The sequence below is a fragment of the Hyphomonas oceanitis SCH89 genome (genome assembly GCF_000685295.1).
Classification (GTDB): Bacteria; Pseudomonadota; Alphaproteobacteria; order Caulobacterales; family Hyphomonadaceae; genus Hyphomonas; species Hyphomonas oceanitis.
The window spans coordinates 68,399-95,265 of record NZ_ARYL01000012.1 but is presented as its reverse complement, the minus strand read 5'-3'; the positions used below and the strand labels follow the sequence as shown (position 1 = coordinate 95,265).

General features: G+C 63.3%; 25 protein-coding genes. 16 read left to right on the top strand and 9 right to left on the bottom strand.

Annotation, left to right across the window (positions count from 1 at the left end):
* The first annotated feature begins 10 nt into the window (after window positions 1-10).
* Together HOC_RS21180 and HOC_RS21175 are read left to right on the top strand one after the other, a co-directional pair.
* Window positions 11-2,251 carry a TSCPD domain-containing protein gene (locus tag HOC_RS21180; protein ID WP_051624692.1) on the top strand — a complete coding sequence of 747 codons (2,241 nt, stop codon included), beginning with the start codon at window positions 11-13 and terminating at the stop codon, window positions 2,249-2,251.
* 141 nt (window positions 2,252-2,392) lie between these two features.
* A complete protein-coding gene (locus HOC_RS21175; RefSeq protein WP_084146237.1) occupies window positions 2,393-3,136 on the top strand; it encodes a pentapeptide repeat-containing protein in 744 nt (247 codons plus the stop codon).
* Window positions 3,137-3,267: 131 nt separating this feature from the next.
* On the opposite strand, the gene aspS is transcribed toward HOC_RS21175, so the two are convergent.
* A complete protein-coding gene (gene aspS, locus HOC_RS09575; RefSeq protein ID WP_035537937.1) occupies window positions 3,268-5,100 on the bottom strand; it encodes an aspartate--tRNA ligase in 1,833 nt (610 codons plus the stop codon).
* Between the two features lie 97 nt (window positions 5,101-5,197).
* On the opposite strand from aspS, the gene rnd reads away from it, so the two are divergent.
* The gene (rnd, locus tag HOC_RS09570; RefSeq protein ID WP_035537934.1) at window positions 5,198-6,364 is read left to right on the top strand and encodes a ribonuclease D; all 1,167 of its coding nucleotides are present in this window, start codon (window positions 5,198-5,200) and stop codon (window positions 6,362-6,364) included.
* An 8-nt stretch (window positions 6,365-6,372) separates the two neighbouring features.
* Here rnd and HOC_RS09565 read toward each other — a convergent pair whose 3' ends face one another.
* Genes HOC_RS09565 through HOC_RS09550 form a run of 4 tightly spaced genes read right to left on the bottom strand, consistent with a single transcriptional unit; the run spans window position 6,373 to window position 11,798 of the window.
* Window positions 6,373-7,854, bottom strand: a complete 1,482-nt coding sequence (locus tag HOC_RS09565; protein ID WP_035537932.1) for a Ppx/GppA family phosphatase — start codon at window positions 7,852-7,854, stop codon at window positions 6,373-6,375.
* Window positions 7,851-10,025: an RNA degradosome polyphosphate kinase gene (locus HOC_RS09560; RefSeq protein ID WP_035537929.1), complete on the bottom strand. Its 2,175-nt coding sequence runs from the start codon at window positions 10,023-10,025 to the stop codon at window positions 7,851-7,853. The genes HOC_RS09565 and HOC_RS09560 overlap by 4 nt, the downstream gene beginning before the upstream one ends.
* A gap of 35 nt (window positions 10,026-10,060) precedes the next feature.
* Window positions 10,061-10,744, bottom strand: coding sequence for a P-loop NTPase family protein (locus HOC_RS09555; protein WP_035537927.1), 684 nt, complete (start codon window positions 10,742-10,744; stop codon window positions 10,061-10,063).
* A 25-nt stretch (window positions 10,745-10,769) separates the two neighbouring features.
* Window positions 10,770-11,798 carry a hypothetical protein gene (locus HOC_RS09550; protein ID WP_035537924.1) on the bottom strand — a complete coding sequence of 343 codons (1,029 nt, stop codon included), beginning with the start codon at window positions 11,796-11,798 and terminating at the stop codon, window positions 10,770-10,772.
* 107 nt (window positions 11,799-11,905) lie between these two features.
* Between HOC_RS09550 and purM the strand changes: the two genes are divergently transcribed.
* A complete protein-coding gene (gene purM / locus HOC_RS09545; protein ID WP_035537922.1) occupies window positions 11,906-12,931 on the top strand; it encodes a phosphoribosylformylglycinamidine cyclo-ligase in 1,026 nt (341 codons plus the stop codon).
* On the top strand, window positions 12,928-13,518 hold the full coding sequence (gene purN / locus HOC_RS09540) for a phosphoribosylglycinamide formyltransferase (RefSeq protein WP_035537919.1): 591 nt from the start codon (window positions 12,928-12,930) through the stop codon (window positions 13,516-13,518). The genes purM and purN overlap by 4 nt, the downstream gene beginning before the upstream one ends.
* Here the strand turns inward: purN and HOC_RS09535 are convergent.
* Window positions 13,515-13,736: a hypothetical protein gene (locus tag HOC_RS09535; RefSeq protein ID WP_162174821.1), complete on the bottom strand. Its 222-nt coding sequence runs from the start codon at window positions 13,734-13,736 to the stop codon at window positions 13,515-13,517. The genes purN and HOC_RS09535 overlap by 4 nt on opposite strands.
* A gap of 280 nt (window positions 13,737-14,016) precedes the next feature.
* Between HOC_RS09535 and HOC_RS09530 the strand changes: the two genes are divergently transcribed.
* From HOC_RS09530 to HOC_RS09505, 6 genes are all read left to right on the top strand, one after another.
* Window positions 14,017-14,451 carry a GNAT family N-acetyltransferase gene (locus HOC_RS09530; protein WP_035537915.1) on the top strand — a complete coding sequence of 145 codons (435 nt, stop codon included), beginning with the start codon at window positions 14,017-14,019 and terminating at the stop codon, window positions 14,449-14,451.
* Window positions 14,452-14,834: 383 nt separating this feature from the next.
* Window positions 14,835-15,476 carry a glutathione S-transferase family protein gene (locus HOC_RS09525; protein ID WP_035537913.1) on the top strand — a complete coding sequence of 214 codons (642 nt, stop codon included), beginning with the start codon at window positions 14,835-14,837 and terminating at the stop codon, window positions 15,474-15,476.
* Window positions 15,477-15,537: 61 nt separating this feature from the next.
* Window positions 15,538-16,392, top strand: coding sequence for a formate/nitrite transporter family protein (locus tag HOC_RS09520; RefSeq protein ID WP_035537912.1), 855 nt, complete (start codon window positions 15,538-15,540; stop codon window positions 16,390-16,392).
* Window positions 16,393-16,504: 112 nt separating this feature from the next.
* The gene (locus HOC_RS09515) at window positions 16,505-17,056 is read left to right on the top strand and encodes an alpha/beta fold hydrolase (RefSeq protein WP_051624690.1); all 552 of its coding nucleotides are present in this window, start codon (window positions 16,505-16,507) and stop codon (window positions 17,054-17,056) included.
* Complete coding sequence (locus HOC_RS22140) at window positions 16,999-17,445, top strand: alpha/beta fold hydrolase (protein ID WP_156950443.1); 447 nt, start codon at window positions 16,999-17,001, stop codon at window positions 17,443-17,445. Before HOC_RS09515 ends, HOC_RS22140 begins: the two co-directional genes overlap by 58 nt.
* 110 nt (window positions 17,446-17,555) lie before the next feature.
* Complete coding sequence (locus HOC_RS09505) at window positions 17,556-17,936, top strand: DUF7668 domain-containing protein (RefSeq protein WP_035537908.1); 381 nt, start codon at window positions 17,556-17,558, stop codon at window positions 17,934-17,936.
* Window positions 17,937-18,039: 103 nt separating this feature from the next.
* Here the strand turns inward: HOC_RS09505 and ndk are convergent, their stop codons facing one another.
* Window positions 18,040-18,462: a nucleoside-diphosphate kinase gene (gene ndk, locus HOC_RS09500; RefSeq protein WP_035537906.1), complete on the bottom strand. Its 423-nt coding sequence runs from the start codon at window positions 18,460-18,462 to the stop codon at window positions 18,040-18,042.
* Between the two features lie 145 nt (window positions 18,463-18,607).
* On the opposite strand from ndk, the gene HOC_RS09495 reads away from it, so the two are divergent.
* Window positions 18,608-18,943, top strand: a complete 336-nt coding sequence (locus tag HOC_RS09495) for a zinc ribbon domain-containing protein YjdM (RefSeq protein WP_035537905.1) — start codon at window positions 18,608-18,610, stop codon at window positions 18,941-18,943.
* On the opposite strand, the gene HOC_RS09490 is transcribed toward HOC_RS09495, so the two are convergent.
* Complete coding sequence (locus HOC_RS09490) at window positions 18,940-19,416, bottom strand: DNA polymerase III subunit chi (RefSeq protein WP_035537903.1); 477 nt, start codon at window positions 19,414-19,416, stop codon at window positions 18,940-18,942. The genes HOC_RS09495 and HOC_RS09490 overlap by 4 nt on opposite strands.
* Window positions 19,417-19,571: 155 nt before the next feature.
* Window positions 19,572-21,038 carry a leucyl aminopeptidase gene (locus HOC_RS09485; RefSeq protein WP_035537901.1) on the bottom strand — a complete coding sequence of 489 codons (1,467 nt, stop codon included), beginning with the start codon at window positions 21,036-21,038 and terminating at the stop codon, window positions 19,572-19,574.
* A gap of 122 nt (window positions 21,039-21,160) precedes the next feature.
* Here HOC_RS09485 and HOC_RS09480 point away from each other — a divergent pair, with 122 nt between their 5' ends.
* From HOC_RS09480 to HOC_RS09465, 4 genes are all read left to right on the top strand, one after another.
* Window positions 21,161-22,303, top strand: a complete 1,143-nt coding sequence (locus tag HOC_RS09480; protein WP_051624689.1) for an LptF/LptG family permease — start codon at window positions 21,161-21,163, stop codon at window positions 22,301-22,303.
* A complete protein-coding gene (lptG, locus tag HOC_RS09475; protein ID WP_035537899.1) occupies window positions 22,300-23,424 on the top strand; it encodes an LPS export ABC transporter permease LptG in 1,125 nt (374 codons plus the stop codon). The genes HOC_RS09480 and lptG overlap by 4 nt, the downstream gene beginning before the upstream one ends.
* Window positions 23,425-23,490: 66 nt before the next feature.
* Entirely contained in the window at window positions 23,491-26,091 is a 2,601-nt protein-coding gene (gene topA / locus HOC_RS09470) for a type I DNA topoisomerase (protein WP_035537897.1), read from the top strand.
* Between the two features lie 42 nt (window positions 26,092-26,133).
* Window positions 26,134-26,814, top strand: coding sequence for a M23 family metallopeptidase (locus tag HOC_RS09465; RefSeq protein WP_051624688.1), 681 nt, complete (start codon window positions 26,134-26,136; stop codon window positions 26,812-26,814).
* Window positions 26,815-26,867: the final 53 nt, after the last annotated feature.

The following is a 26,867-nucleotide window of genomic DNA, read 5'->3' as shown; positions in this document are numbered from 1 at the left end:
GGAGCCGCTTATGCCTGACCAGAGCCTCGACGAAATCCTCTCAGCGGCCGAATCAGACGGCCTGATCTCCGCCGAAATGCCCTTCGGACGGCTCTGCCGCGCCGCCGGTCTCGCGCCTCAGGACATGACGCCTCACGCGCTCGACCATCTGGCCTCCGCCGCATCCGTCGCGAGCCTTCAGAGCGTGTCGCAACTCTCCCTCGCTGAAATGCTCGAACGCCTCGGCCCTGCCCCGCGCAATGCCGAACTGGCCGAAGCGCTCGCCTCCGGCCTACCGCAGGACCTGCTGGAAGAGGCACTGCGCCTGCCCGGCGGCATCCTGCGCACCGCAGACGCCCTGCGCGCCGCCGCCGTCGATACGCCTGCCCCGCCCCCTGCCGTGTTCACCGCCGCGCCCGTGGATGTTGCGCTCGAGCCCTCGCTCCTCGCCGCCCTGCGCGAAGGCGGCGAAGTCTTCTTCCTGCAGTCCGCCCTGCCCGCCGCTGCAACGCCTGCGCGCGTGGTGGATGTGGCCCAGGCCGTCAGCCCGGATGGTTTCGAAGACGGTTTCCTCGTCTCCGCCATTGAGGCCGCTGCCGCACAGATGAAGGAGGGCGTCATCCTCCTCACAGGCCTTGGCGCCGCCGTCATGGCCCTCGGCCTCGACTATGGCTCTGAGGATGGCATTGCCGCTGGCGCCGCGCTCACGGCCCTTGTCCGTTCAGCTGCGACGGGCGCGGCCTTCGGTGCCGCGCACGCCAAGCCGCTCGGCCTGCAGGCCCGCAAAGCCTCCACCAAGCGCCCTTGCCAGGTCCTGATCCTGCCCATTGTCGACCCGATGGTGGCCCTGCCGGAATGCGAGAGCGATGCGGCCGCCCCCGTCCGCGCCGTCCTCACCTATGGCGACGACGCCCCCAGCCTCACTCGCGCAGCCCGCCTCGGCCTCGCTGCCCGCGCGCCTGAGGCCCTGCCCGGCGTGCTCGACCAGATCAGCCATGCCGGCGCGCAGGACCTCGAAGCATCGCTCGGCACCGCCCGCCTGCGCGACCGTGGCTTCACCGAAGCCGCGCTGGACCGTGTCAGCCGCGCCCTCGGCGAAGGCCTGCCGCTCAATGCTGCCTTCTCCCGCTGGGTACTCGGCGACGAGATCATCTCGCATGATCTGAAACTCACGCCTGAAAACTTTGATGCCGACGGACGCGGCGTTCTCTCGGCCATGGGTTTCTCGCGCGCGGACATCGCAAAGGCCGAAGCCGCCATTGATGGCGCTGGTGAAGCCCTCGCTTCGCGCGCCCTGCAGGAATGCGGCTTCGTGCTGGATGTCTCCGCCGAGGACGAGATCCGCTTTGCCGCCGCCTGTAACAAGGTGCTCGGCGGCGGTGTGACGGTCCCGGTCAGCGCCCGCGCTGGTCTCGACATGGCCGAAGCCATCACCGCAGACGGCCTCTCGGCGCACCTCATGGGCCACCGCTCCCCGCCCGGCGACGATGTGCGCGACCGGATGGAGCATATCCTCTCCCTCGCCGAGGAACTGGCCGAGGAGGCTGACACACCACAAGCCACGCCCGAGTTCACAGAGGCGCGCAGCGCCGCCCGCACGCGCCTGCCGGACCGTCGCAAGGGCTATATCCAGAAAGCCACTGTCGGCGGCCACAAGGTCTACCTGCACACAGGCGAATTCGATGACGGCCAGCTCGGCGAGATCTTCCTCGACATGCACAAGGAAGGCGCCGCCTTTCGCAGCCTGATGAACAATTTCGCCATCGCCACATCGATCGGCCTGCAATACGGCGTGCCACTGGAAGAATTCGTCGACGCCTTCGTGTTCACACGCTTCGAACCGGCCGGGCAGGTCACCGGCAATGACCGCATCACGCGCGCCACCTCCATCCTCGACTATATCTTCCGCGAACTCGCCGTCTCCTATCTCGGCCGCGACGACCTCGCCGAGGCTGACGTCACCCATGACGGCCTCGGTCGCGGCGCAGGCGATGCCACCCGCGAGCCTGCCCCGTTCACCGAGGAAGCCGCCCAGATTATCTCGCGCGGCTTCTCGCGGGGCCAGCTGCCCGACAATATCGTCATCCTCGACAAGCGCCGCGCCGAGAAGCAGGCCGAATCAGACCTGGACGACGAATCCGAGGAACTCGCTCCGCCGCCCTACCTCGAACAGGGTTGCGAAGCATGCGGCAGCTTCACCCTCTTCGCCGTGGGTGAGGATGGCGACACAGCCTGTGACACATGTGGGGAAGAAGGCCGCCTGTCGCGGTAGCATTCCCTCTTTTTCAACCAGTATTCAGGGGCTTACGCAGCGGAAACACTTCCGCGACAATCCGGCAACACTTGGGACGCATCTGCAGTTGTTACAGTTTGTTCAGTATAGCTCGCTACCACAAAGCGATATCCCGGATACATGACTGGTATGCCTTTTCGCCTGATTTTGCCTGCCGTGATCGCCCTACTTGGCGCATCCTTTCCGGCTGTCGCACAAAGCAAGCCCGTCGCATGGCAGCCCGGCTATGTCGGCTCGTGCGGGGGCTGCAACCTCGCTGGCCGCAACATGTCCGGCTGGACGCTCAGCGGCGCCAACTACCGCGAAGCCAATCTCGAATTCGCCTTCATGCGCGGCATCCAGGCCACCAGCACCAATTTCGAGGGCGCCAATGCCGCGGGCGTTGACCTGCGCACCGCCCTGCTGACGGCCGCCCACTTCTCCGATGCCATCCTCACCAATGCCCGCCTCATGGGCGTTCAGGCCTCAGGCGCGGAATTCCGCAAATCCATCCTGCGCGGTGCCAACATGCAAGGCGCGCTTATGGTCGGCGCCAATTTCTCCGATGCCGACCTCGGCGAAACCCAGCTGGATGAAGCCGACCTCTCCGGCGCAAACCTCAGCGGCGCGAAGTTCGACAAGGCCGTGATGAAAGCCACCGTTCTCAACGGCGCCAACATGACCGGCGTCGTCATGACAGGCGCAGACGTGGCCGGCGCCTCGTTCCGCGATGTACGCTTCATTGGGGCTGACCTTTCGGGCATGACCCATCACGATCTGGCCAATTTCGAGGGCGCCTGCAGCTCGATCGACACGCTGATGCCACCGGGCCTGCTGCTGCCCCTCTGCGGCGACGTCATCATGGCGAGCGCCACGGCTCAATAAGCCCGTATCCAAAAGCTCCGCAGTCCCGGCGAACGCCGGGACCTCAGGCAATTGAAGAAACCAATTCAGCCAAACCGCATGAGACCCCGGCTTTCGCCGGGGATACGTATGGATGGTAAGCCGCTATCGCCTCAGGATTTAACCTGAGGCGCCATGCGGATGTTCAGCTCTTTCAGCTGCTTGTCGTCGACAGGGCTCGGTGCCCCCATCAGCAGGTCGCGTGCCTGACCGTTCATCGGGAACAGCGTGACATCGCGGATATTCTCGGCATCCGCCAGCAACATGACGATCCGGTCGACGCCCGGTGCGATGCCGCCATGCGGCGGGGCGCCATAGCGGAACGCGTTCAGCATGCCGCCAAACTCGGCCTCGACGACTTCAGGGCCGTATCCCGCCATCTCGAAGGCCTTGAGCATCACGTCAGGGCGGTGGTTCCGGATGGCACCCGATGACAGTTCGATACCGTTACAGACGATGTCATACTGGAAGGCCTTGATGTCGAGGATCTCTTCCTCGGTCTTGGCTGCGGTCAGGGCCTCCATGCCGCCTTGTGGCATCGAGAACGGGTTGTGGCTGAAGTCGATCTTCTTGTTGTCTTCGTCATATTCGAACATCGGGAAGTCGACGATCCAGCAGAACCGGAACACGCCCTCTTCAATCAGCTCAAGCGACTTGCCAAGCTCGTTCCGGGCAGCGCCCGCCAGCTTGTAGGCCGCGCTCTTTGCGCCTGCCGAGAAGAATACGCCGTCGCCAGCGCCGAGCCCCATATGAGCCAGCAGATCGGCCAGATGGCCCGCCTCAAAGCCTTTGAGCACAGGGTCCTGACTGTCCACACCGCCGCCATCAGCCTCCTTCAGGCGCGCATAGCCAAGGCCGGGCGCCTGCATCTCTTTCTTGGCCCACTTATCCATGTCATCGAAGAACTTGCGGGACTTTTCAGCCGCAGCCTTCGGCGCCGGAATGGCAATGACCTTGCCGCCGCCCTTGATGATCTTCGCAAAGATGCTGAAACCGGTCTTGCTTTCATCCGCAAAGAAATCGGTCACATCGCAGAGTTCCAGCGGGTTGCGCAGGTCTGGCTTGTCGGAACCATATTTCGCCATCGATTCAGCGTAGGGAATATGCACGAACGGTTCAGCCGGGACGGAGCGTCCCTTGCCTTCCCAGTCAGCAAACTCCTCGAACACGCCGCGCATGACAGGCTCAATCGCGCCAAACACGTCATCCTGCGTGACAAAGCTCATTTCGATATCGAGCTGGTAGAACTCACCCGGCGACCGGTCAGCGCGCGCGTCTTCGTCGCGGAAGCACGGCGCAATCTGGAAATAACGGTCAAAGCCGGACACCATCAGCAGCTGCTTGAACTGCTGCGGCGCCTGCGGCAGCGCGTAGAATTCGCCGGGATGCAGGCGCGACGGCACGAGGAAGTCGCGGGCGCCTTCCGGGCTGGAGGCCGTCAGGATGGGCGTCTGGTATTCCATGAAGCCCTGCGCAATCATGCGCTGGCGCAGACTGGCGATGACCTGGCTGCGCAGGATCATGTTCTTGTGCAGCGTCTCGCGGCGCAGGTCGAGATAGCGGTGCTTCAGGCGGATATCTTCCGGATAGTCCGGCTCCGCAAAGACAGGCAGCGGCAGCTTTTCAGCTGCACTCTCGATAATCAGCGTGTCTGCGGGCAATTCCACCTCGCCTGTGGGCAGTTCGGCATTAACCGCCTCTGCCTCTCGCGAGATTACCTTGCCGGTCACGGTCAGCACGCTTTCGGCCGAGGCGCGCTTGGCGTCCTCGTAGAAAGGCGCGCCTGGGTGGACCACGACCTGCGTCAGGCCATAATGGTCGCGCAGATCGATGAACAGGGCGCCGGCATGTTCGCGGCGGCGGTGCAGCCAGCCGGACAATTTGACGGTTTCGCCCACGTGGGACTTGCGAAGTTCACCGCATGTATGGGTGCGATAGGCGTGCATCGGATCGTTTCTCCGGAAAGGCATTCATTATAAATCAGGGGCGCAAGGGCATTTAAGCCCTTTCACTTGTCAAGGGCCTGCGATACGCAAGCCCGCGATGACTGACAACACCTTGACTCCCATTACTGAGCAGTCGGCGCTCGAAGACCTGTGCGGCAAACTGGCCGAATCGGACTTCATCTGCGTCGATACCGAATTCCATCGGGAAACGACCTACTGGCCGGAACTCTGCCTCGTGCAGGCCTCCGCACCGGGGGTCGAGGGCCTTATTGACCCTCTGGCCGAGGATCTGGACATCGGTCCCTTCCTTGACCTGATCGCCATGGATAACCGGGTAAAGGTGTTTCACGCCGCCCGGCAGGACATCGAAATCTTCAATCGCCTGATCGGCCATCCGCCCGGCCCGATCTTCGATACCCAGGTGGCTGCAATGGCCCTCGGCTATGGCGACTCGATCTCATACGACAATCTGGTCCAGCGCGTCGTGCGCCGCCAGATCGACAAATCCAGCCAGTTCACTGACTGGATGCGCCGTCCGCTCAGCCAGAAACAGCTGATCTACGCCCTCGGAGACGTCACGCACCTGCGCGACATCTACCTGATCATGCGCGAAGAGCTGGAAAAATCCGGCCGCATGAACTGGGTTCGTGAGGAAATGGCCGATCTGGAAGATCCCGCCAAATACGACACCGACCCGATGAATGCCTGGCAGCGCCTGAAACTGCGCAAGCCCAAGAAGGACTATGCCGCCATCGTGGTGGCCGTCGCCGCGTGGCGCGAACGCCTCGCGCAGGAACTGGACAAGCCGCGCCGCCGCATCCTCAAGGATGACGCGATTCAGGAAATCGCGGCCCAGAAGCCGCGTAACGAGAACGATTACAACCAGCTGCGCGCCGTGCCCTCGGGCTTCATCCGCTCCAAGCATGGCCAGGGCCTGATGGAAGCCGTGATCGAGGCCATCGACAATCCGGACAAGTTCGCCCCCGAACTGGAGCCGCGCGTGCAGAATGCGCAAATCCCGGCCGGCGCCCCGGAATTGCTCAAAGTGCTGCTCAAGCATGTCAGCGACGAGCACAATGTCGTGCCCCGCCTGATCGCCAATGCGGCCGATATCGACCGCATTGCCCGTGGCGAGACGACCGAAGACATCGCGGCCATGACCGGCTGGCGCTATGATATGTTCGGCAAGAAGGCGCAGGCCCTGCTCAACGGCCAGCTCGCCGTCTCCTTCCAGGGTGGTCAGGTCCGCCTCTTCGACGTCTAGGCCCAGTCTTAGACCTCGACGACCTTCGGCTTCAGCCGCAGCTGGTTCGCCGTCTGCGACAGGCGCCGCAACACCGTGTCCGATACCATCGGCGCATCCACTTTCAGCACATGCAGTTCCAGGTCGCCGCCTTTCCGCGCGAGGCTGGCCCGCTGCAGGATCGGCCCTGAGCGCCCCGAAAACACCGCACCGAGCCGCATGGCGCTGCCCAGCTGCTTGGCCCGGTCAGCCTGCTCATCGGTCGTCAGGTCGAGATACTCGCTCGGCCGCTTGAAATCCTTCTCGTAGCGACAGCCGATCGCATAGGCGATCATCGCCCGCTCCGCATGGCTCACGCCCGCATAGGGCGCCCTGAGGGCCTGTTCATAGGCCAGCAGCGAGCGGTGGTCCGGATGGAAGCGCCCTGCGCTGTCGGCCATCATGCAGGCCGCCTTCTCGATCCGCGCATCCGCCGCCGGTGAGCCGAACAGGTCCGCTTCCGGACCGAAGGCCGGGCTGACGAATTCATGCAGCGCCTGACCGAAAGCGATCTGGTTATGGTCAAGCCGCCCGAAGGCGATCACGCCATCCAGCAGCGGATCGGTCACCGCCGCGCCCGTCAGGTCGCGCAGCACGCCCTCGCGCAGGCCGCCGGACGATATCGTCACGCCCTCCAGCTGGCTGCTCGCCAGCACTTCTTCCAGGATCATCGCCGCAATCGGCAGGTGTTTCGCCCGGCGCCGGTCCACCTTCTCGATCACGCTGCGGGCTGCCGGGTTGGTCACGCTGTCGAAGCAGAGCTTCGCTGCGCGCGCCACCTGCCCCTCATTCATCTGATAGCCCTGCAGCACGTGGAGGGAATAATCCTCCACATCCATGTTCAGCCGCGCGAACGAGCGCCAAGCGCCGCCCACCGCATAGAAACGGCCCTGCGCCCCCGGCAAGGCCTTCGACTTCTTCAGCTCGGCCTTCACCTTCTTGCGCAGCTCGCGCAGGTCCATCACGTCCTCGGCCAGTGACAGCGGCCCCAGCAGCAGGCTCTCCCCCAGCGCCTTGCCATAACCGATGCGCTGGAATTCCAGGCTTGATCCGCCAAGGTCGCCCATCACGCCCTTGGGCTGGTGGAAACTCGCCTCCACGCCCAGCGCCGATAGCCGCGCCTCGTCCGCGCCCGACAACACCCTCACCGGACGCCCCAGCACGCGCCCAGCCTTCTTCACGAAGTCCGGCCCGTCGCTCGCCTCGCGCACGGCCGCCGTGGCGACGGCGGTATAATTACGCAGGTTCAGCGCCTTCAGGATCGCCCGATACCGGCTCAGTGCCCCCAGCGCTGCCTCCCGGCCGGTGGGTGACAAAGTCCCGCGCTTTATCAGTCCCTCGCCCAGCCCCGCCATCACCTTCTCATTGAAGGTCTGCAGGATCGACGATCCGAGCACGTCATAGATCACAAGACGAACAGAGTTCGACCCGATATCGATAATGCCGGCGCGTTCTGATTTCGGGAACATCATGCCGACTTGCCGCCCTTGTGCGACAGGCGCGGGGGCAGGCTGACTTCAAGGGCACTCCCTCGCCCGGAAAGGCTTGGATTGTCCATGAAATACTGGTGCGCCTCGAAGGCCGTCTCGCGGTTTTCCGGCTTCACGCGGCGATAGTCGCCATCCGCCTCCATGATCCAGCTCTGTGTCTCGTCATTCAGGTTCGCCACCATGATCTGGTTCAGCACCTGGCGATGCACGGTCGGGTTTTCGATCGGCACCAGCGCCTCGACGCGCCGCGTCAGGTTGCGCGGCATCCAGTCAGCCGACGAGATGAACACTTTGGCATTCGGCGATGGCAGTGTCTCACCATTGGCGAAGCACACGATCCGCGAGTGCTCCAGGAAGCGGCCCACAATGCTCTTCACGGCAATGGTCTCCGACAGGCCGGGCACACCCGGACGCAGGCAACAGATGCCCCGCACCACCAGCGTGATCGGCACACCCGCCTGGCTCGCCTCATAAAGCTTGTCGATCACCTCGCCGTCCACAAGCGAGTTCATCTTGGCCCAGATGCCGCAAGGCTGGCCCTTCCTGGAGGCCGCCGCTTCCGCCTCGATCATCTTGATCAGGTTCGACCGCAGGGTCAGCGGCGACATGGAAATCTTCTCCAGCACCGGGCCAACATCCGGCGGCTCGCGATAGGCGGTCACGAAGTTGAATAGCCGGTTCGCATCGCGCCCCAGCGCCGCATCAGCCGTGAACAGGGAAAGGTCCGTATAGATACGGGCATTGATCGGATGATAGTTCCCCGTCCCGAAATGCGTATACGAACGAAGCTCCGTCCCCTCACGCCGCACCACCAGCGACACCTTGGCGTGCGTCTTGTACTCGATAAACCCGTAGACCACCTGCACACCGGCCCGTTCCAGGTCGCGCGCCAAGCGCAGGTTCGCCTCCTCGTCAAAGCGCGCCTTGATCTCCACCAGCGCGGTCACGTTCTTGCCGGACTCTGCCGCCTCGATCAGCGCCGCCACAACCGGCGAGTTGGATGTCGTGCGATACAGCGTCTGCTTGATGGCCACGACCTGTGGGTCCGCTGCGGCCTGCCGGATAAACTGGACCACCACATCAAAGCTCTCGAACGGGTGGTGGACCAGAATGTCCTTTGCCCGGATCGCTGCAAAGCAATCGCCACCCATCTCGCGGATGCGCTCGGGATAGCGCGGCTCATAAGGCGGGAATTGCAGGTCCAGTCGGTCGTCGACGATCAACTCAGACAGCTGCGCCATGCCCAGAATGCCATCATACAGAACCGTATCGGCCTGTTCGGCGCCAATCTCATGGGTAATGAATTCACGCAGCTTGTCCGGCGCGCTCGACTGCATCCTGAGGCGCACGATACGGCCCCGGCGCCGCTGCTTCAGCATCACCTCGAACTCGCGGATCAGGTCTTCGGCCTCTTCCTCGATATCGATATCGCTGTCACGCACAACGCGGAAAAGGCACCGGTCCTTCTCCACGAAACCGGGGAACAATTCCTCCAGGAACAGGCCGATCACGTCTTCCAGCGCGATGAACCGCATATGGCCCTTGGTCGTCTTCGGCAGCCGGATGAAGCGGCGCACAAAGGCCGGCAGCGGCACGATGCCGACATGCCCTTCGCCGCCCGAACGGGAGGCAAGGTCAACGGCAATCGAAAAGCCAAGGTTCGGAATGAACGGGAACGGGTGCGCCGGGTCCACCGCCAGCGGTGTCAGCACCGGAAAGATATTGTTGCGGAAATAGGTCTCGAGGTCAGTGCGTTCCTTCTTGGTCAGCGCGGCGGCCGAAAGGACGTGGATATTCTCCGCCGCCATTTCCTCTTTCAGGATGCGCCACTGTTCCTGCTGGTCTGCGATCAGGCGCAGCGACGCCTTCTCGATCTGCTCGACCTGTTCGGAGGGTTTCAGCCCGTCCTGGCTAGGCTTGACGATACCGGCCCGCACCTGCTCACGCAGGCCCGCATAGCGCACCATTTCGAACTCATCGAGGTTGCTTGCCGAGATGGACAGGAAGCGCAGACGCTCCAGCAGGGGGTGCGCCTTGTTGGCCGTCTCTTCCAGCACACGCCGGTTGAATTCCAGCCAGGACAGTTCCCGGTTGAGGAACCTGTCAGGCGACGCCTTCAGCGCCTTTTGGGTTCGCGTCGTTCCGTCTGCCATGTTTGCCCCGTCAGCTTTCAGTTCAGTATCACGACTCAGCCGTCCGGCGCCCGATCCTGCATTGCATCGAGCACCTCCTTCACCAGCGGCACGCTGGGCGCCCGGCCAAGGTCGGTTACGCCATCGCTCAGCCTTTCGGCAAAGGTCTCAATGGCCTCATAGGAGAGATCAAGCCGCGGAACCAGATATTTGAGGACATCCGGCTCCAGTTTGAGGAAATGCCGCACCGCAGCCGCCTTCAGCCGTCCCATCATCATCGCCTCATCCGGCGGGTCGATTTCCGTCACGGGCATGGAATTGAGGCGCGATTTCAGGTCCGCCGAAGGCGCCTGCCATTGCGGCGGCGGCACGTTGGCGGTCAGCAGCATCCGCCCGGCCCCGCTGGAAATGAGGTTGATCAGCGACAGCACCTTGTCGCCTGCGGGCACGCGGTCTGCCCCGTCGATCGCCGTGAAAGCCGCCGCCCGCGCATCCACGTCCCGCGCCTTCAGGCTGGCAAAGGCCTTCGCCTCGAACACATCGCCGCCAAAGCGCTGCGCCCAGGCATGGGCAATCGTGGTCAGCCCCGACTTTGGAGCGCCCACGAGGCACAGCACCGGCGTCGGCCAGTTCTCTGGCCGCTGCACGATGCGCAGGGCGCTCTCGTTGACGGGGGAAACCACCAGATCGGCGAAGCCGAGCCCCGTGGCGGGAAATCCAAAACTCAACTGGTCGGGCATGCCGGGCCTGTCAGGATACTCTGGCTCACGGCCTCGCCGTGGCAGACACGGCAGAGCTGAGCACGAGGCCGTCTTCACCATCCGGCGCTGCGGCCAGCGACACACCGCGCTGCAACAAGTCATTCTGCAGCCGTGGCTCATCGCCCGCATAGGCAAAGGTCACCAGCGCGCCATCGCGGGCAATCGCCGTGATCTTGAAATCCGAGACGAGCGGGGAACGGGCCAGCGCCCCGCGCAGCGTGTTCCACTCGGCAAGCGACGTGTAGCGCACGCTCGCACTGGTGGTGGTCCGCGAGCCACCACGGATGATCGACAGCTGCTTCCAGTTCTCGTCCATCAGGGCAGAGGCTGCGGCTGCGGCATCCGCCAGCGTCGGTACTGAATTCGTCGTGCCAACCAGTTCGGTCCCGGCTGCCGTCACGGTCGACAGCGTCACGCGATAGGCGCCCTCGCTGCCAGCCAGTTCAGCCAGCACGCCGCGCCGCGCATTGACGGTCGCCGCTTCGGTCGAAACCTGCGACCAGTCGGAATAATTGGAATAGCCAGGGTCCGTTGCCGTCACATAGGGTGTCAGCGCCGTGGAATTGCGTGGGCCCAGCGCTGCCCGCCAGGCTTCCTGCGCCTGGTAGTCCGCTGCCAGCGGCACCATCAGGCTAAGGGGCCCCTGCGTGTCCACATAGGGCACGCCTTTCTGATCGAGATGCGCGCGTACCATCAGCGGATTGAGTACAACCGAGAGGACGCCGCGATAGCGCCCGGCGCCCGCATTCTCTTCCTGCACGTCCACAGCTGCCGCAAGGCGCTCGGCCAGTGCATAATCCACCGGCAGTCCGCCGACAGCGGCCCGGTCAGACGCAAGGGTGATCTTGTCGAGCAGGCGCCGCGCCGCTTTCTGGCGCGCAACGGACATGGCCGCATTGCGCGCTTCGATCACACTGGCAGCCTGTTCATCGACTTCGATATTGCGGACGGTGTAAACATCACGGGTATCTGCCATGGCTGGCAGGGATGCCATACAGGCGAGGAATACCGAGGCGAGAAGCAAACGAATCATGGTCAACGACCTCCCTGTCAGCCTTCCTTGTAGCAAGCTGATGCGGCGGCTGGAACCGCAAGCAGCACTGGATAAGGCGATTTCCCCATGCTAACGCGCGAGACATCATGACCGAAACGCCAAAAACTCCCCTTTCTTACCGTGACGCTGGTGTCGATATTGAGGCAGGCGAACGCCTCGTTGGCGCCATTGGCCCCATGGCCAAGGCCACGTCCCGCGCGGGCGTCATGGGCGGCCTCGGCGGCTTTGGCGCCTTGTTTGATTTGAAGAAAGCCGGATACGACGACCCTATCCTCGTCTCCGGCACGGACGGCGTCGGCACCAAGCTGATGCTCGCTTTCGACGTCGGCCAGCACAATACGGTCGGCATCGACCTTGTCGCCATGTGCGCCAATGATGTCCTCGCCCAGGGCGCAGAGCCGCTGTTCTTTCTCGACTATTTTGCCACCGGAAAACTTGAAGGCGGCATTGCCGAAGCGGTTATTTCCGGCATCGCCGAAGGCTGCCGCCAGTCCGGCTGCGCCCTTGTCGGCGGCGAAACGGCCGAAATGCCCGGCATGTACCCGCCGGGCCATTACGATCTCGCCGGCTTCGTCGTCGGTGCTGTCGATCGCACCAAGGTCCTGCCCCGCATGGACGACATGGTCGAAGGCGATGTGCTGATCGGCGTGGCCTCCTCCGGGCCCCATTCCAACGGCTATTCCCTCATCCGCCGCATCGTCGAGCGCGAAGGGCTGAACTATGAGTCCACGGCCCCCTTTAGCAACCAGACGCTCGGCGAGGCCCTGCTGACCCCGACGCGGCTCTATTCGCACCTTGCCCTTCCGCTGATCCGGTCCGGCCTCGTTAAAGGCCTCGCCCACATCACGGGCGGCGGCATCACCGAGAATACCCCGCGAATGGTCCCCGAACACCTCAAGCCGGTCATCGACCGGTCCGCCTGGACCCCGCTCCCGGTCTTCCAGTGGCTGCAGGAAGCCGGCAATGTGACCGAAGACGAGATGCACCGCACCTTCAATATGGGCATCGGTCTCATCTTCGCTGTCGCTGCTGAAGACGCTGACGCCGCCATGGCCCAGCTCACAGACGCGGGCGAAATGCCCGTCATCCTTGGCCATCTCGCCGCGAAATGACCCCGCTAAACCTTGCGATCCTGATCTCCGGCCGCGGCTCGAACATGGAGGCGCTGCTCAAGGCCGCCGCCGCCCCGGACTATCCGGCCAAGCCCGTCCTCGTCCTCGCCAACCGCCCGGACGCAAAGGGCCTCGAAACTGCAATGGATGCTGGCATTTCAGCCCTTGCCATCGACCACAAGCCCTTTGGCAAGGACCGCGAAGCCTTCGAGCGCGCCATGGACCAGGCCCTCACGGAAGCTGGCACCGAGATCATTGCCCTAGCCGGTTTCATGCGCGTCCTGACGCCCTGGTTCGTCAACAAATGGCAGGGCCGGATGATCAACATCCACCCTTCGCTCCTGCCCAAGTACAAGGGCCTCGACACCCACCAGCGCGCCATCGACGCGGGCGATGCCGAAGCTGGCGCCACGGTGCACTGGGTCAGCCCCGGCGTCGACGATGGCGAGATCATCCAGCAGGCCAGCCTCCCCATCCTGCCCGGCGACACCGCCGACAGCCTCGCCGCCCGCCTCCTGCCCATTGAGCACCAACTTTACCCGGATGCACTGGCCAAGGCCTGCGCCGCGATCAAGGTGCGCCGCTAAGCTCCCGGCGGCTTCTTCAGGCTCTTCATCGCTTCGGCCTTCGCATCATCAATCGCCTGCCGCAACGCCGCATTCACCGATGTCGCGCCATTGTTGAACGCCTGCCCCGCAGCGCGCATCTCGTCGCAATTCGAACAGCGCGACACGTTGATATTGTTCTCGGCGCCGCACTTGGCGCAGGTCCATTTGGGCATCGGTACATGTGGTAAATTCGGCACGGCCTTCCCTCGCTGATCAGGTGACTCAAGGAAGAGGCGTCAAAACAGGGCCCAATGGGTCAACTCTTGGAAACAGGGGCCTGATGCGGTATGATCCCCACATCGAACCGGAGATTTTATGTCCCGATAATATTGGCGCGCATGGTGCGGCCAAAACAAGTTGCAGAAGATCAGTCTCGCCGTGCCTCGCCACGCTGAGCCCTTTGACTTGATCCACAAAATCCCGAAAACACGCGCCCGGCATTCGCCGGGCCGCAAACCATGAAAGAGGTCTCTGACAATGATCAGGCCCTATACTGACCACGACGCTGACGCTGTGGTCTCCATCTGGCGTGCTGCCAGCGAACGCGCCCATCCGTTTCTCTCCACGCCGTTTCTGGACGCGGAGGCGGAGAATGTGAGGAACGTTTATCCCCAATTCGCTGACATCTGGGTGCTGGAAGGCGCAGGCATACCCATCGGCTTCATCGCGCTCGTTGATGCAGAAGTCGGCGCCATCTTCCTCCAACCCGAACATCATGGGCAAGGCTACGGCCGCGCCATGATGGATTTCGCGGTGTCGAAGAAGGGCGCCGTCACGCTGGAAGTGTTCAAGGCCAATGCCATCGGCCGTGCCTTCTATGACCGGTACGGCTTCCGACAGGTCGGTGAATACGTTCACGAAGCCTCCGGGCAAGAGACGCTGAAACTGGCATTCTCGCCATCAGAAGGCTGACATATCCGGGGCGCCGCTTCCAGGCGGCGCCCCACTTCCTCACGACTCGCGTTCGTCCGCGCAGGGAGAGGAAGGCGGCTTTCCGCTCCCACGCACCAATCCCCGCCGCCTGTCCTACCACTCCAACCCAACCCCACATGCCCCCATGCGATACTTCTCATGCTGCCCGGCCCCACCGGGCGGCGGCAAGCGGGGGAAGCAGGATCGCAACCTGACTTCCCAAAACACCATCCATGCCAGCGGCCCTGTTTTCCCCGCTCGCTTCTATCGCTAAAAACCGGAGGGCTTCCTGCCCGTCCGGCTTTTCGTGCTGTTGCCATCGCCGTTGCACGTACGCTCCCGTAGAATTAGGATACAGCCAACGTGCACAGGGGCATTCAGCAATGATCACCGTATACGGCGAGGGCCGCGGTTTCCGTGTCGTCTGGCTGCTCGAAGAAATGGGCCTGCCCTACCGGCTGCGCCCCGTCGACATGCTGGCCGGTGTCGAGAACGATCCCGAATTCCTGGCCATCAACCCTGCCGGCTTCATCCCCGCGCTACAGGACGGCGATGCCATAATGGTCGAATCCATCGCCATCATGGAATACCTGCTGGCCCGTTACGGGCCGACGCCGCTCGCCCCCGACCCGCACAATCCCGCCTTCCCCCTCTACCAGCAATTCCTCCACCTCGGCGAGGCAGGCCTCGCTGCCTCCATGTTCTTCGTCGTGGTCAGCAAGATGCTCGCGCCCGAGGAAGAGAAAGACAATTGGGGCGCCCGCAAGGCCATGCAGACCTTCGAGAGCCGCCGCACCATCGTCGCCCGCCGCCTCGCCGAAGCGCGCTACATGGCTGGCGACGCCTTCACCGCCGCCGACATCTCGATCACCTATGCGCTGCAATTCGCCCGCCGCGCTGGTGGCGTACCCCTCACGGAAGCAGAGCAGGCCTATGTCGCTCGCACCACCGACCGCGACGGCTATCGCCGGGCAATGGACACATGCGAGGCCACGAGGGAATGGGCTGCGGCGCTCGGGGAGTGATGCGCCCAAATGACCGCATGATTGACGGCAACCTTATCGCGCCCCAACAGTTGTCCCCATAATGAACGAACCAACAGCCCCGCCGGAAGACGGCACTGACGACCACATCTCCGCCGAGGAGCAGGTCGAAGCCAAGAAGCTCACACGCCTCAAATCGCGCGTCGTCTACGAGACGATCCGTCAGGAGGGCGAATCCGAACTCAAGCGCCCGCAATCGGCCATGTGGTGGTCCGGCATCGCCGCCGGCGCAGGCATCTCCCTCTCCCTCATGACCGAAGCGATGTTCCGGTCACACCTGCCGGACGCACCATGGCGTGGCCTCATCGAGAATCTCGGCTACACGTCGGGCTTCCTGCTCGTGATGCTGTCGCGCATGCAGCTCTTCACCGAGAACACGATCACAACCGTGCTGCCCACACTCGCCCACCCCTGCCGCCGTACCATGTTCGGCACGGCGCGGCTCTGGGGCATCGTCTTCACCGCGAACATGATTGGCACCTTCCTCGCCGCCCTGCTCATCGCCTATGGCGGCATCCTCACGCCGGAAGTCACCGCCGCCGCCGTCGAGATCAGCCACCATGTCGCCGCGTGGAGCGCCTCCGACACATTTGTGAAGGCCATTCCCGCAGGCTTCCTGATCGCCGCCATCGTCTGGATGCTGCCCAGCGCCGAGGGCAGCGAGTTCTGGGTGATCGTGCTCTTCACCTATATCATCGCCCTCGGCGACATGGCCCACGTCGTTGTCGGCTCGGCAGAGCTGTTCCTGCTGGCGGTCACCGGTGAGGCGAACATTTTCAAGCTGATCACCATCAACCTCCTGCCCGCTCTCCTCGACAACGTGCTCGGCGGCACCGGCCTCTTCGCCATGCTCGCCTGGGGCCAGGTCAGCGACGAAATGAGCGAGGAGAAGGACTAGCGCGCGGGGCGGTTCACGCACCCGGATCAGCCCCTTGCAGATCCGCATGTCCCGCGCTCTAGTCACACACACAATCCGCCACCATGATCGAAGACGAAGAGAGGCCCGGCACATGACTGTCTTGCGCATCTTCCTCATCGCCGCCGCGCTCCTGCTGCTGGCCATGTTGGCGATTGTCCTGCTGGCACTGGCCGAGACGCGGCAGCGGATCACCGCGCTGGAGGCGGAACGCTCCCTCGCCGAAACCCGGCACGGCCCCATCGAATATGCCAGCTGGGGCAAAGGGCCGCCTGTGCTCGTCGTCCACGGCGCGGGCGGCGGGTTCGATCAGGGCCGCATCCTGGCGCAGGCCATTGGCGGCGACGGGTACAGATGGATTTCCGTTTCCCGCTTCGGCTATCTCGGCAGCGCCCTGCCTGAGACGCCCTCGACAGCGGCGCAAGCTGAGGCCTTCGCCGATCTCCTTGATACGCTGGGCATTGGCCGTGTCAGCATCCTCGCTATGTCGGGCGGCGTGCCCCCGTCCCTCCAGTTTGCCGCCATGTATCCCGAACGGACCGACCGCATGATGCTGCTGTCGCCTCGTTCACGCCCTTTTCGCCCGAAGTGGCGGATCGCCCGATCCCGACCTGGGCCTATTCGGCGCTCCTCGGCAATGACGTGATCTACTGGACGCTCACCAAGGTCGCGCGCCACCAGCTGGAGGCCGCCTTCGATGCCCGCGCCGACCTGCGCGAGGGCCTGTCTGACGAAGAGGCGCTGTTCGTTCGCGACCTGATCGATACCTTCCTCCCCGCCTCGCGCCGCCTTGCCGGGGTCAATAATGAGGGCGCCGCCGTCGATCCGTCCGCCACCTACAATCTGGAAGCCATCCGCGCCCAAGTCCTGATCGTGCATGCGCGCGACGACCGGCTGAACCCGTTCGCCGTCGGATCAACCCTCGCCGCCCGCATACCCCAAAGCCGCTTCCTGCCCCTGGACCACGGCGGCCACCTCCTCCTCGGCCACCACCCCGACCTCCGCAGCGAGTTCGACAGCCTGCTGGCTGAATGATACGAGGGGGGCGAAATGGTGGCGCCTCTGAAGCTTGAAAAGCCCTCTATTTGACGCTGTGATTTATTTCCGCAATCGACGAGACTTCGTTCACAACCGCAGGGCTTCCCATGTCTGATGTTCCCGTAAAGAAAAATGGAGATCGTGAACTTCCGATCCCGACAGAATGGCGGGCCGCCTTGAAGCAAATAGCTGATGCGCTCGCAGCGGGAGATTTTGAGCTGAGCAGTCTTCCGCAAGTTTCCCAGTACGAAGATCCAGACTTCGCAAAAATCAATCGCGCCAATATTCAAGATTATCCAGATTCCTTGGCCCCGCTCGACGCGAGCACATGGGACACGTCAATCTACCGGTGGATGGAAGAGTATTGGGAAGTACTTGTCGATCTGTCAGCGGGAGCAACCCTAACAAGCGACCTCGTACTGCATGTGAAAGTCCGGAAAAACGGTCAAGATTTCATATTTCAGCCGGGGCTCGTTTATGTGCCTTGAATTTTTGCCCGCCAGGTAAATACATCAATCCCAACAAAAAAAGGCCCAGCCTTCCGGCTGGGCCCTCTCTTGAATCTCTGCTGCCCCGGAGGGCTGCGCAGGCTTAGCCGACGATCTGGTCAGCCGTGAAGAATTGCGCGATTTCGATTTCGGCGTTCTCTGCGGAGTCCGAACCGTGGACCGAGTTTTCGCCGATCGACAGCGCGAACAGTTTGCGGATCGTGCCATCGGCCGCGTCAGCAGGGTTCGTCGCGCCCATCACGTCGCGATAGGCAGCTACGCCGTTCTCGCCTTCGAGAACCTGAACCACAACCGGTGCAGACGTCATGAACTCGACCAGCTCACCAAAGAAGGGGCGTTCCTTGTGGACGCCGTAGAATTCCTCGGCCTGGGCCTGGCTCATCTGGATGCGGCGCTGGGCGATGATGCGCAGGCCTGCTTTTTCGATCACGGCATTGATCGCGCCGGTCAGGTTACGGTTGGTCGCGTCAGGCTTGATGATGGAAAATGTACGCTGGACAGCCATGGGGAAGTTCCTGTTGTGCTGGAAAGGGGAGTGTTGGCGCGGCCTATAGCGGCGCCTGCCCGCCGGGGCAAGCGCAGAGGGCTACCTTGCGCAGAAGCGGGATGCGGCTTAGGGGCGATTATCACTGCCGCCCAAGGACCACGCCATGACCGCCCTGCCCCCCTGCCCCAAATGCCAGTCCGAATTCACCTATGAAGACGGCACCATGCTGGTCTGCCCGGAATGTGCCCATGAATGGGCCGCAGGCGAGGCCGCAGAGGCTGGCGACAAGGTCATCAAGGATTCCAACGGCAACCCGCTCGCCGATGGCGACACGGTCACCGTCATCAAGGACCTGAAGGTGAAAGGCAGCTCCCTCGTTGTGAAGCGCGGCACCAAGGTGAAGAACATCCGCCTCACCGATGGCGACCACGACATCGACTGCAAGATCGACGGCATCGGCGCCATGGGTCTCAAATCCGAGTTCGTGAAGAAGGCCTAGACGCCTGCCTCGCTCCAGCCACCCTTCGGTGTCTGCTGGAAGTAGCGTGTCACGAGGCCAGCATCCTTGGCGGCCTTGAACTGCGCCCGCGCCTTGGTCCGCGCGCCGCTGTCGCCATCGTCGAACATCACCATACAGCGCGTATAGGGCGCATCCACAGGCACGGTGACGCCGTCCATCAGCACCAGAGCCGCCGCGCCGTTTACATTCTCGGCCTTGGCTGACAGCAGCACCGGCTGGCGCGCGGCGTCCAGCCCCGGCGCCTCGGCCTGGCCATGCGGCAGGAAGCTCTTGTCCTCATAGGTCCACAGCGCGGCGTCCAGCGCCGCCCGGCGCTCCGCACTGGGCGAAACCGCCAGCACGCGCCACCCGGCTTCGAGGCATTTCGCCATCAACGGCGCCGCCGCCTGCTCCAGCGTCGTGCGGGAGAGATGGTAGAACCACCATTCGGGGGAAGCAGGCGCGTCAGTCATGAGCCTTCCTTATCCTCCCCCGCCTGCGGGGGAGGTGGGCTGCGCAGCAGCTCGGAGGGGGGAACCCTTCCACGGACGCAAAACGCCCCCTCCGCCCCTGCGGGGCACCTCCCCCGCAGGCGGGGGAGGATAAGGAAGGCGCCTGGTTGTCCACATCAGTCCTCGTAGTTCTGCGCGATCCAGCGATCCAGCAGGCGCGGGCCGAAGCCGGATGCCCAGGTCACGTCAAACGCGGCCTTCTGGCCTTCAACCCATGCCACACCGGCAATATCGAGGTGCGCCCACTTCACGCCGTCCTTGACGAAGCGTTTCAGGAACTGCGCCGCCGTGATTGAGCCCGCGGCCCGGCCGCCAATGTTGCGCATGTCGGCAAACTTGGATTTCAGCAGGCTGTCATATTCCGGGCCCATCGGAAGGCGCCACACGCGCTCGCCCTCGTGAAGGCCCGCCTTGGTCAGCTCGTCAGCGAGGTCGTCGCTGCCCGTGAACAGGCCGGCATGGTGATGGCCGAGCGAGATCACGATGGCGCCGGTCAGCGTTGCGAGGTCGACAATGGCTTTCGGCTTGAAATGCTCCTGCGCGTACCAGAGCACATCACAGAGAACGAGGCGCCCTTCGGCGTCCGTGTTCTGCACTTCAATCGTCTGGCCGCTGGCCGATGTGAGAATGTCACCGGGGCGGATCGCATCGCCGTCGGGCATGTTCTCGACGAGGCCAACGAGGCCCACCACGTTCACTCTCGCCTTGCGGGCGGCCAGCGCGCGGATCGTGCCGGTCACAGCGGCTGCGCCGCCCATGTCGCCGCGCATGTCTTCCATGCCCGGTCCCGGCTTCAGCGAGATGCCGCCCGTGTCGAAGCAGACGCCCTTGCCGACCAGGATCACCGGATCCTCGCCTTCAGCGCCGCCCATCCATTTCATGATGCCGAGCTGGCTTTCCTTGCGCGAGCCTTGGCCGACGCCCAGCAGCGCGCCCATGCCCAGCTTCTTCATTTCCTTCTCGCCAAGGATTTCCACCTCGACGCCGAATTCCTTGAGGTCCTTCAGGCGCCCGGCAAAGCTTTCGGGATACAGGTCGTTCGGCGGCAGGTTTACCAGGTCGCGCGCCATGTTCGTGCCTTCGGCGGCGGCGTCCAGCGGCGCGAAGGCGGCCTTGGCGGCCTTCGCATCGTCGACGATAAACGTCAGCGACGTCAGGCTCGGCTTCTGGTCCGCCTTCAGTTTCGTGAAATAAGTATCAAACCGGTACGCAGCCAGCTTGGCGCCAAGTGCGACCCGTGCGGCATCCTCGGCGCTGGCCACATGCACGGCCATCGACTTGAAGCCGCCCTTGGCATGCGATTTCACCAGATTGGCGCCAAGCGACTCGTAAACGCGCGCATCGCGCTTCTTGGGCTTGCCGCCGCCGATCAGCACGGCGCGGCGGGCATCGCCGCCTTTCGGCAGAACCACAACAGCTTGCTGGTCCTTCTTGCCATCAAAGCGCGCGCCCGACAGGGCTTCGGTCAGCAGGCCGCCCGAAGCCGCATCCATGTCCGCTGCAGCCCCCGGCAGACCGTCGCCCTCGTCTACGATAAAGGCAACGATGTCGGCCTTGGCGGCGTCGGCGAATGAAATCTTCATATGAGTAATCTCCGTTTGTGACGGAAAGTAAACGTCGACGCGCGCAGCGCAACTCGTTAGCTAAGAAAAAAGCATGCCCTATATGATGCAGACTAGCCGGAAATGACTGTCAATTTGAGCATATGAGCAAAGTACAGACCTATCTCTTCTATGAAGTCTTGCGCGCCGTGCTCATCATCGTCGGTGGTCTCGCGATGCTTGCGCTCCTTGCGCAGGGCCTCGCGCGCACGGATCTCATCCTCGAGAACCGCCAGTCAGCGCTGACATACTTCTACATCGTGATGCTGGGTGCGCCGCAGGTGATCGCCCTTTTGACGCCGCTCGCCCTCTTCGTCGCCGGCGTCTGGTCGCTTAACCGCATCCACAAGGACAGCGAGATCGTCGTCGCACAGGCCGCCGGCATGACGCCCTGGCAGATCGCGTCGCCCCTCATGCGCCTCGCGGTCTTGTGCGCCATTGCCCATCTCGCGGTGAACCTCTGGGTCCAGCCCTCGGCCCAAAGGGCCATGCGCGAAACCGTCTCCATGGCCCGGGCAGACCTCGCCGCAGCCCTCATCCGCCCCGGCCAGTTCACCTCCAATGGCGAACGACTGACCTTCTATGCCCGCGAGCAGATCGGGGGCGAACTGCGCGGCGTGCTGATTTCGGACATGACCGACCCGGAATTCCCGACCGACATCCTGGCTCGCAGCGCGGCACTGGTCGAGGTCGAGGGCCGCCCCACGCTCCTGCTGCGCGATGCTATCAGCCAGCAGCTCGATGAGAACCAACAGCTGTCGATCCTCGAATTCGACCAGTACATGTTCGATCTCAGTGATTTCATGAAGGAAGACGCAGACCTGCGCCTCAAGGCGTCGGACAAGTTCCTCTACGAGCTCTTCTTCATCGACCGATCCAACTATTTCGAAGCCAAGGACGCCGACACGCTACTGGCTGAAGGCCATTCCCGCCTGACGACGCCCTTGCTCAATATCGTCATGGCCTTGATAGCGATCTTTGCCGTCCTTGGCGGCGATTTTAGCCGAAAGGGCTATGGCAAGCGCATCGCAATCGCCTCGGCGGGCGCGATTACGGTCCTCATCATCCAACTCGCGGTGCAATCGGCTGCGGCGGGCGACCCGAGCCTCAATATTCTCCAGTGGATCCTGCCGCTCAGCGTGATTGGCGGGCTCAGTTATGTTTACTTCCATGGCGGTCGAAAGATCGGCAAGGCCCCACATCGAGGGTCTGGCGGCGGCGCACCCGATCATGCGGTGCCGGCATGAACATCACCTTCAACCGCATCCAACGCTACATCCTGCGCGAATGCCTGACCGGCCTCTTGCTCGTCCTTGGCGTTCTGCTGCTCGCCATCCTGATGATCGACGTGGTCGAGCAGCTGCGCACGGTTGGCGGTGACGTAAAGCTCAGCCTCGGCGGCGCGCTGCGGCTGTCGCTCATGAAGCTGCCCCAAATCATGGAGCAGACGCTTCCCTTCGCCATCCTTGTGGCCAGCATGCTGGCCTTCACACGCCTCAATCGCCGCTCGGAACTCTCGATCATTCGCGCCAGCGGCATCTCGGCCTGGCGCTTCCTGGCCCCGGTCATCATCATGGGCCTCGTGCTCGGAATCTTCACGACCACGCTTCTCAACCCGTTTGCGGCCCGGTTGACGGAATCCTTCGAGCTGGAACGCGCCCGCCTGCTGAACGATGGCCGCGAAGCCATGGCCGTCTCGGACAGCGGCGTCTGGCTACGTCAGGGCGACGACACCAGCCAGATCGTGATCCATGCGGCCCGCGTGGAAGATGGCGGCATCGTGCTGATCAAGGTGAAGATGATCCAGGAAGAGCGCCTCTTCGCCGGCAACCAGCCCACCAATGACTATACATTCGTGCGGCGCATCGATGCCGACCGCGCCTATCTCCGCAACGGCTTCTGGCAACTCGAGAATGTGGTCGAGAACGTCCCCAACCTGCCGCCCGAGCGCAAGAAGAACCTCGCCATCCCGACCTCGCTTGACGCCGTCACCCTGCTCGACAAGTTCGCCTCGCCAAACACAATCGGCTTCTGGAACCTGCCCCGGTTCGTGCACCAGACGCAGGCCGCCGGGCTCGATGCTTCGCGTTACAAGATGCGCTGGAACAGCCTCATGGCGACCCCGGCTCTGTTCGTTGCCATGGGCCTGATCGGCGCCATTGTCTGCCTGCGCCTGTCGCGTCTTGGCGGCACATCGCGCCTCCTCGCCATAGGCTCACTGCTGGCCGTCGGCCTCTATTTCTTCACCCAATTCTCGTCCAGCCTCGGTGCCACGGGTGCAGCTCCCGCTGTAATTGCAGCATGGAGCCCCCCCTTGTTTGTGCTCTTCTGTACCCTCACATGGCTCGCCTATCGGGAAGATGGCTGACCAGTTGCGGCCTTGACATACGGCGCTTGTGCCCCCCATCACTCCCGCCCTTGAAGAGGTGCCTCCATGAAACTTGTCGTCGTCGAATCGCCCGCAAAGGCCAAAACGATCAACAAATACCTCGGCAAGGACTACAAGGTTCTCGCCTCGTACGGTCACATCCGCGACCTGCCATCGAAGAATGGCTCGGTCGATCCGGACAATGATTTCGACATGATATGGGAAGCTGACTCCAAGTCGGCCAAGCGCATCTCCGACATTGCGAACTCGCTGAAAGACGCCGACACCCTCATTCTCGCGACCGACCCTGATCGTGAAGGGGAAGCCATTTCCTGGCACCTCGTCGAAGCCCTGAAGAAGCGTCGTGCGCTCAAGAAGGACATCCACGTCGAGCGCGTCGTGTTCAACGCGATCACCAAAAGCGCCGTTACAACGGCCATGGAACACCCGCGCCAGATCGACCAGGAACTTGTTGATGCCTACCTTGCGCGCCGCGCGCTGGACTATCTGGTCGGCTTCAACCTCTCACCCGTCCTCTGGCGCAAGCTTCCCGGCAGCCGCTCGGCCGGCCGCGTTCAGTCCGTTGCCCTGCGCATTGTCTGTGACCGCGAGAACGAGATCGAGCTGTTCCGCCCGCAGGAATACTGGAACATCGCCGCCACACTGCGTGCCCCCGACGGGACCGACTTCGAAGCCCGCCTGCATGCTCTTGATGGCGACACGCTGAAGAAGTTCACACTCGGCAACAAGGGCGACGCCGACAAGGCACTCGAAATCGTCCAGACCGGCGGCTATTCGGTCTCCAGCGTCGAGGCGAAGCCCGTCAAGCGCAACCCGCCGCCGCCCTTCATTACTTCTACGTTGCAGCAGGAAGCCTCCCGCAAGCTCGGTTTCGGCGCCAAGCGCACCATGCAGGCCGCCCAGAAACTCTACGAAGAGGGCCGCATCACCTATATGCGTACCGACGGCGTCAACATGGCCGAAGAAGCCTATGCCGCGGCCCGCACCATGATCCAGTCGAACTATGGCGCCCGCTACCTGCCGGAAAACACGCGTCGTTATTCCTCCAAAGCCAAGAACGCGCAGGAAGCCCACGAAGCCGTCCGACCGACCGACTTCAACCTGCGCCCTGAGGACTATCACGGCGACGGTGACCTGAAGAAACTCTACACCCTTATCTGGCGCCGCGCCGTGGCCAGCCAGATGGAAACCGCCCTGTTCGAGCGCACCACGATCGACCTTGCCTCCAAGGATAAGCGCGCCACGCTGCGCGCCACCGGTCAGGTCCTCGTGTTTGATGGCTTCATAAAGCTCTACACCGAAGGCCATGACGCGGGGGACGATGAAGACGACGCCGAAGGCCGCCTGCCGAAGATGGAAGCCGGCCAGCACGCGGACCTCCTGAACGCACTCGCGAACCAGTCCTTCACCGCCCCGCCGCCGCGCTATACCGAGGCCAGCCTCGTCAAGCGCCTCGAAGAACTCGGCATTGGCCGCCCGTCGACCTATGCGTCCACCATGTCGACGCTGGAAGACCGGGGCTATGTCCGCATCGAAGGCAAGGCGCTGATCCCCGAAGACAAGGGCCGCCTCGTGACGGCCTTCCTCGAGAACTTCTTCTCGCGCTATGTGGAATATGACTTCACCGCCGGTCTCGAAGAGAAGCTCGATGTCATCTCCGACGGCAAGCTCGACTGGAAAGCGTTCCTGCACGAGTTCTGGAAACAGTTCGCTGCCGACATTGACGGCACAAAGGAACTGCGCGTTTCCGCCGTGCTCGACGCCCTCAACGAAACGCTCGGCGCTTACGTGTTCCCGCGTCAGGATGCCGAAGGCAACCCGATCGAAAACCCGCGCCAGTGCCCGCTCTGCAAGGAGGGCGAACTGTCGATGAAGCTTGGCCGGTTCGGCGCCTTTGTCGGCTGCTCGCGCCACCCTGAGTGCAAATTCACCCGCCAGTTCAGCGCCGATGGCGATGCCGCTGCCGCGATCAACCCGGACGGCAACGAGATCGGCCTCCACCCGGAAACCGGCGAGATGATCTATCTCAAGACCGGTCGCTTCGGCCCCTATGTCGAGATGGCGAACGGCGAGAAGCCAAAACGCGCCTCCCTCACCAAGGCCGAGAAAGAAAAGCCGCAGGAGCTGACGCTCGAACGCGCCGTGGAACTGCTGCTGCTGCCGCGTGAAGTCGGCCGCCACCCGGAAGACAATGAGCCGATCCTGGCCAATTTCGGCCGTTTCGGTCCCTACGTTCAGCATGGCAAGACATATGCGAACCTGAAAGACCCGGCAGACGTCTTCAATATCGGCCTCAACCGCGCCGTGGCGCTGATCGAGGACAAGAAGGCCAATCCGGGCCGGGGGCGCGGTGGCGCCACGCCGCTGAAGGAACTCGGCAACCATGCAGACGGCGAACCGATCCAGGTTTTTGCCGGTCGCTACGGTCCTTACGTGAAGCATGGCAAGGTCAACGCCACGATCCCGAAAGAGATCGCGCCGGACGCCATCACACTGGAACAAGCCGTGGAACTGGTGAACACCCGCGCGGCGGCTGCCCCGGCCAAGAAGAAGGCTGCCCCCAAGAAGAAGGCCGCGCCGAAGAAGGCTGCTGCCAAGAAGAAACCGGCGGCGAAGAAAACGCCTGCCGCGAAGACAGAGGACTAGGCCGCGCCGGGCCCGCAAGGCCCGGACTGGCTCCCCCTCGCGATGCGCCTGTCGCCCCGCCTCATGTTCCCGTTTGCCCTGCTCGCGGCGAGCGTCACGTGGATATTTACAATCGAAAGGCTGCCACCGCTGGAGCCGCTGGTTGAGGAAGTCGTCGAGCCCTTGCCGCCGCCCCAGCCTGCCCTGCCCGTCATCTATGATTTCCCGGTCACGCTGTCGCTCTGCCCCAAGCTCTACGTCGCCAATGCGCCCGCCACCGATACCGGGCTGCACATCATCGGCTACACGGCGACAATAACGATCAACGGCGTCACCCTCGCCCGTGCTCCCGTCGAGGATGGGTGCGTGTCGTCCGGCTTCGGCGCCCGCAACGGTCAGGTCCACAGCGGCGTCGATCTCTACAATCGCGACCCCGTCGCCATCTATGCCGCTGCCGACGGCACGATCCGCGAGGCGCAATACCGGGACGATTTCGGAAACATGATGGTCATCGACCACGGCAATGGCGTCTTCACCCGCTATGCCCACATGGCCAGTTTCTCCGGCTTCAAGGCGGGCGACGTGGTCCTGTCCGGCCAGATCATCGGCGTCATGGGCAACACCGCAGGCTACCTCGTGCCGCGCCACCTCCACTATGAGATCCTGACCGGCGACTGGGGCGCGCAGGCAGGCTCCTTTGCGCTCACCCCCAATGATGCGCTAGCTGTTCCACCTATCGACTAAATCTATTCATTTTTTACGAGACTTTTTTGCTTTCTGGTTGTATATCGCCGGTC

Excerpts from the sequence above, each read along its gene's own strand:
- HOC_RS21180 (WP_051624692.1), top strand. The coding sequence starts at position 11 with ATGCCTGACCAGAGCCTCGACGAAATCCTCTCAGCGGCCGAATCAGAC.
- HOC_RS09530 (WP_035537915.1), top strand. The coding sequence starts at position 14,017 with ATGATCAGGCCCTATACTGACCACGACGCTGACGCTGTGGTCTCCATC.
- HOC_RS09515 (WP_051624690.1), top strand. The coding sequence starts at position 16,505 with ATGACTGTCTTGCGCATCTTCCTCATCGCCGCCGCGCTCCTGCTGCTG.
- HOC_RS09520 (WP_035537912.1), top strand. The coding sequence starts at position 15,538 with ATGAACGAACCAACAGCCCCGCCGGAAGACGGCACTGACGACCACATC.
- aspS (WP_035537937.1), bottom strand. The coding sequence starts at position 5,100 with ATGCACGCCTATCGCACCCATACATGCGGTGAACTTCGCAAGTCCCAC.
- lptG (WP_035537899.1), top strand. The coding sequence starts at position 22,300 with ATGAACATCACCTTCAACCGCATCCAACGCTACATCCTGCGCGAATGC.
- HOC_RS09490 (WP_035537903.1), bottom strand. The coding sequence starts at position 19,416 with ATGACTGACGCGCCTGCTTCCCCCGAATGGTGGTTCTACCATCTCTCC.
- topA (WP_035537897.1), top strand. The coding sequence starts at position 23,491 with ATGAAACTTGTCGTCGTCGAATCGCCCGCAAAGGCCAAAACGATCAAC.
- HOC_RS09565 (WP_035537932.1), bottom strand. The coding sequence starts at position 7,854 with ATGATGTTCCCGAAATCAGAACGCGCCGGCATTATCGATATCGGGTCG.
- HOC_RS09550 (WP_035537924.1), bottom strand. The coding sequence starts at position 11,798 with ATGATTCGTTTGCTTCTCGCCTCGGTATTCCTCGCCTGTATGGCATCC.
- HOC_RS09505 (WP_035537908.1), top strand. The coding sequence starts at position 17,556 with ATGTCTGATGTTCCCGTAAAGAAAAATGGAGATCGTGAACTTCCGATC.
- ndk (WP_035537906.1), bottom strand. The coding sequence starts at position 18,462 with ATGGCTGTCCAGCGTACATTTTCCATCATCAAGCCTGACGCGACCAAC.
- HOC_RS09555 (WP_035537927.1), bottom strand. The coding sequence starts at position 10,744 with ATGCCCGACCAGTTGAGTTTTGGATTTCCCGCCACGGGGCTCGGCTTC.
- HOC_RS09525 (WP_035537913.1), top strand. The coding sequence starts at position 14,835 with ATGATCACCGTATACGGCGAGGGCCGCGGTTTCCGTGTCGTCTGGCTG.
- HOC_RS09485 (WP_035537901.1), bottom strand. The coding sequence starts at position 21,038 with ATGAAGATTTCATTCGCCGACGCCGCCAAGGCCGACATCGTTGCCTTT.
- HOC_RS21175 (WP_084146237.1), top strand. The coding sequence starts at position 2,393 with ATGACTGGTATGCCTTTTCGCCTGATTTTGCCTGCCGTGATCGCCCTA.
- HOC_RS09560 (WP_035537929.1), bottom strand. The coding sequence starts at position 10,025 with ATGGCAGACGGAACGACGCGAACCCAAAAGGCGCTGAAGGCGTCGCCT.
- HOC_RS09480 (WP_051624689.1), top strand. The coding sequence starts at position 21,161 with ATGAGCAAAGTACAGACCTATCTCTTCTATGAAGTCTTGCGCGCCGTG.
- HOC_RS09465 (WP_051624688.1), top strand. The coding sequence starts at position 26,134 with ATGCGCCTGTCGCCCCGCCTCATGTTCCCGTTTGCCCTGCTCGCGGCG.
- HOC_RS09495 (WP_035537905.1), top strand. The coding sequence starts at position 18,608 with ATGACCGCCCTGCCCCCCTGCCCCAAATGCCAGTCCGAATTCACCTAT.
- purN (WP_035537919.1), top strand. The coding sequence starts at position 12,928 with ATGACCCCGCTAAACCTTGCGATCCTGATCTCCGGCCGCGGCTCGAAC.
- rnd (WP_035537934.1), top strand. The coding sequence starts at position 5,198 with ATGACTGACAACACCTTGACTCCCATTACTGAGCAGTCGGCGCTCGAA.
- purM (WP_035537922.1), top strand. The coding sequence starts at position 11,906 with ATGACCGAAACGCCAAAAACTCCCCTTTCTTACCGTGACGCTGGTGTC.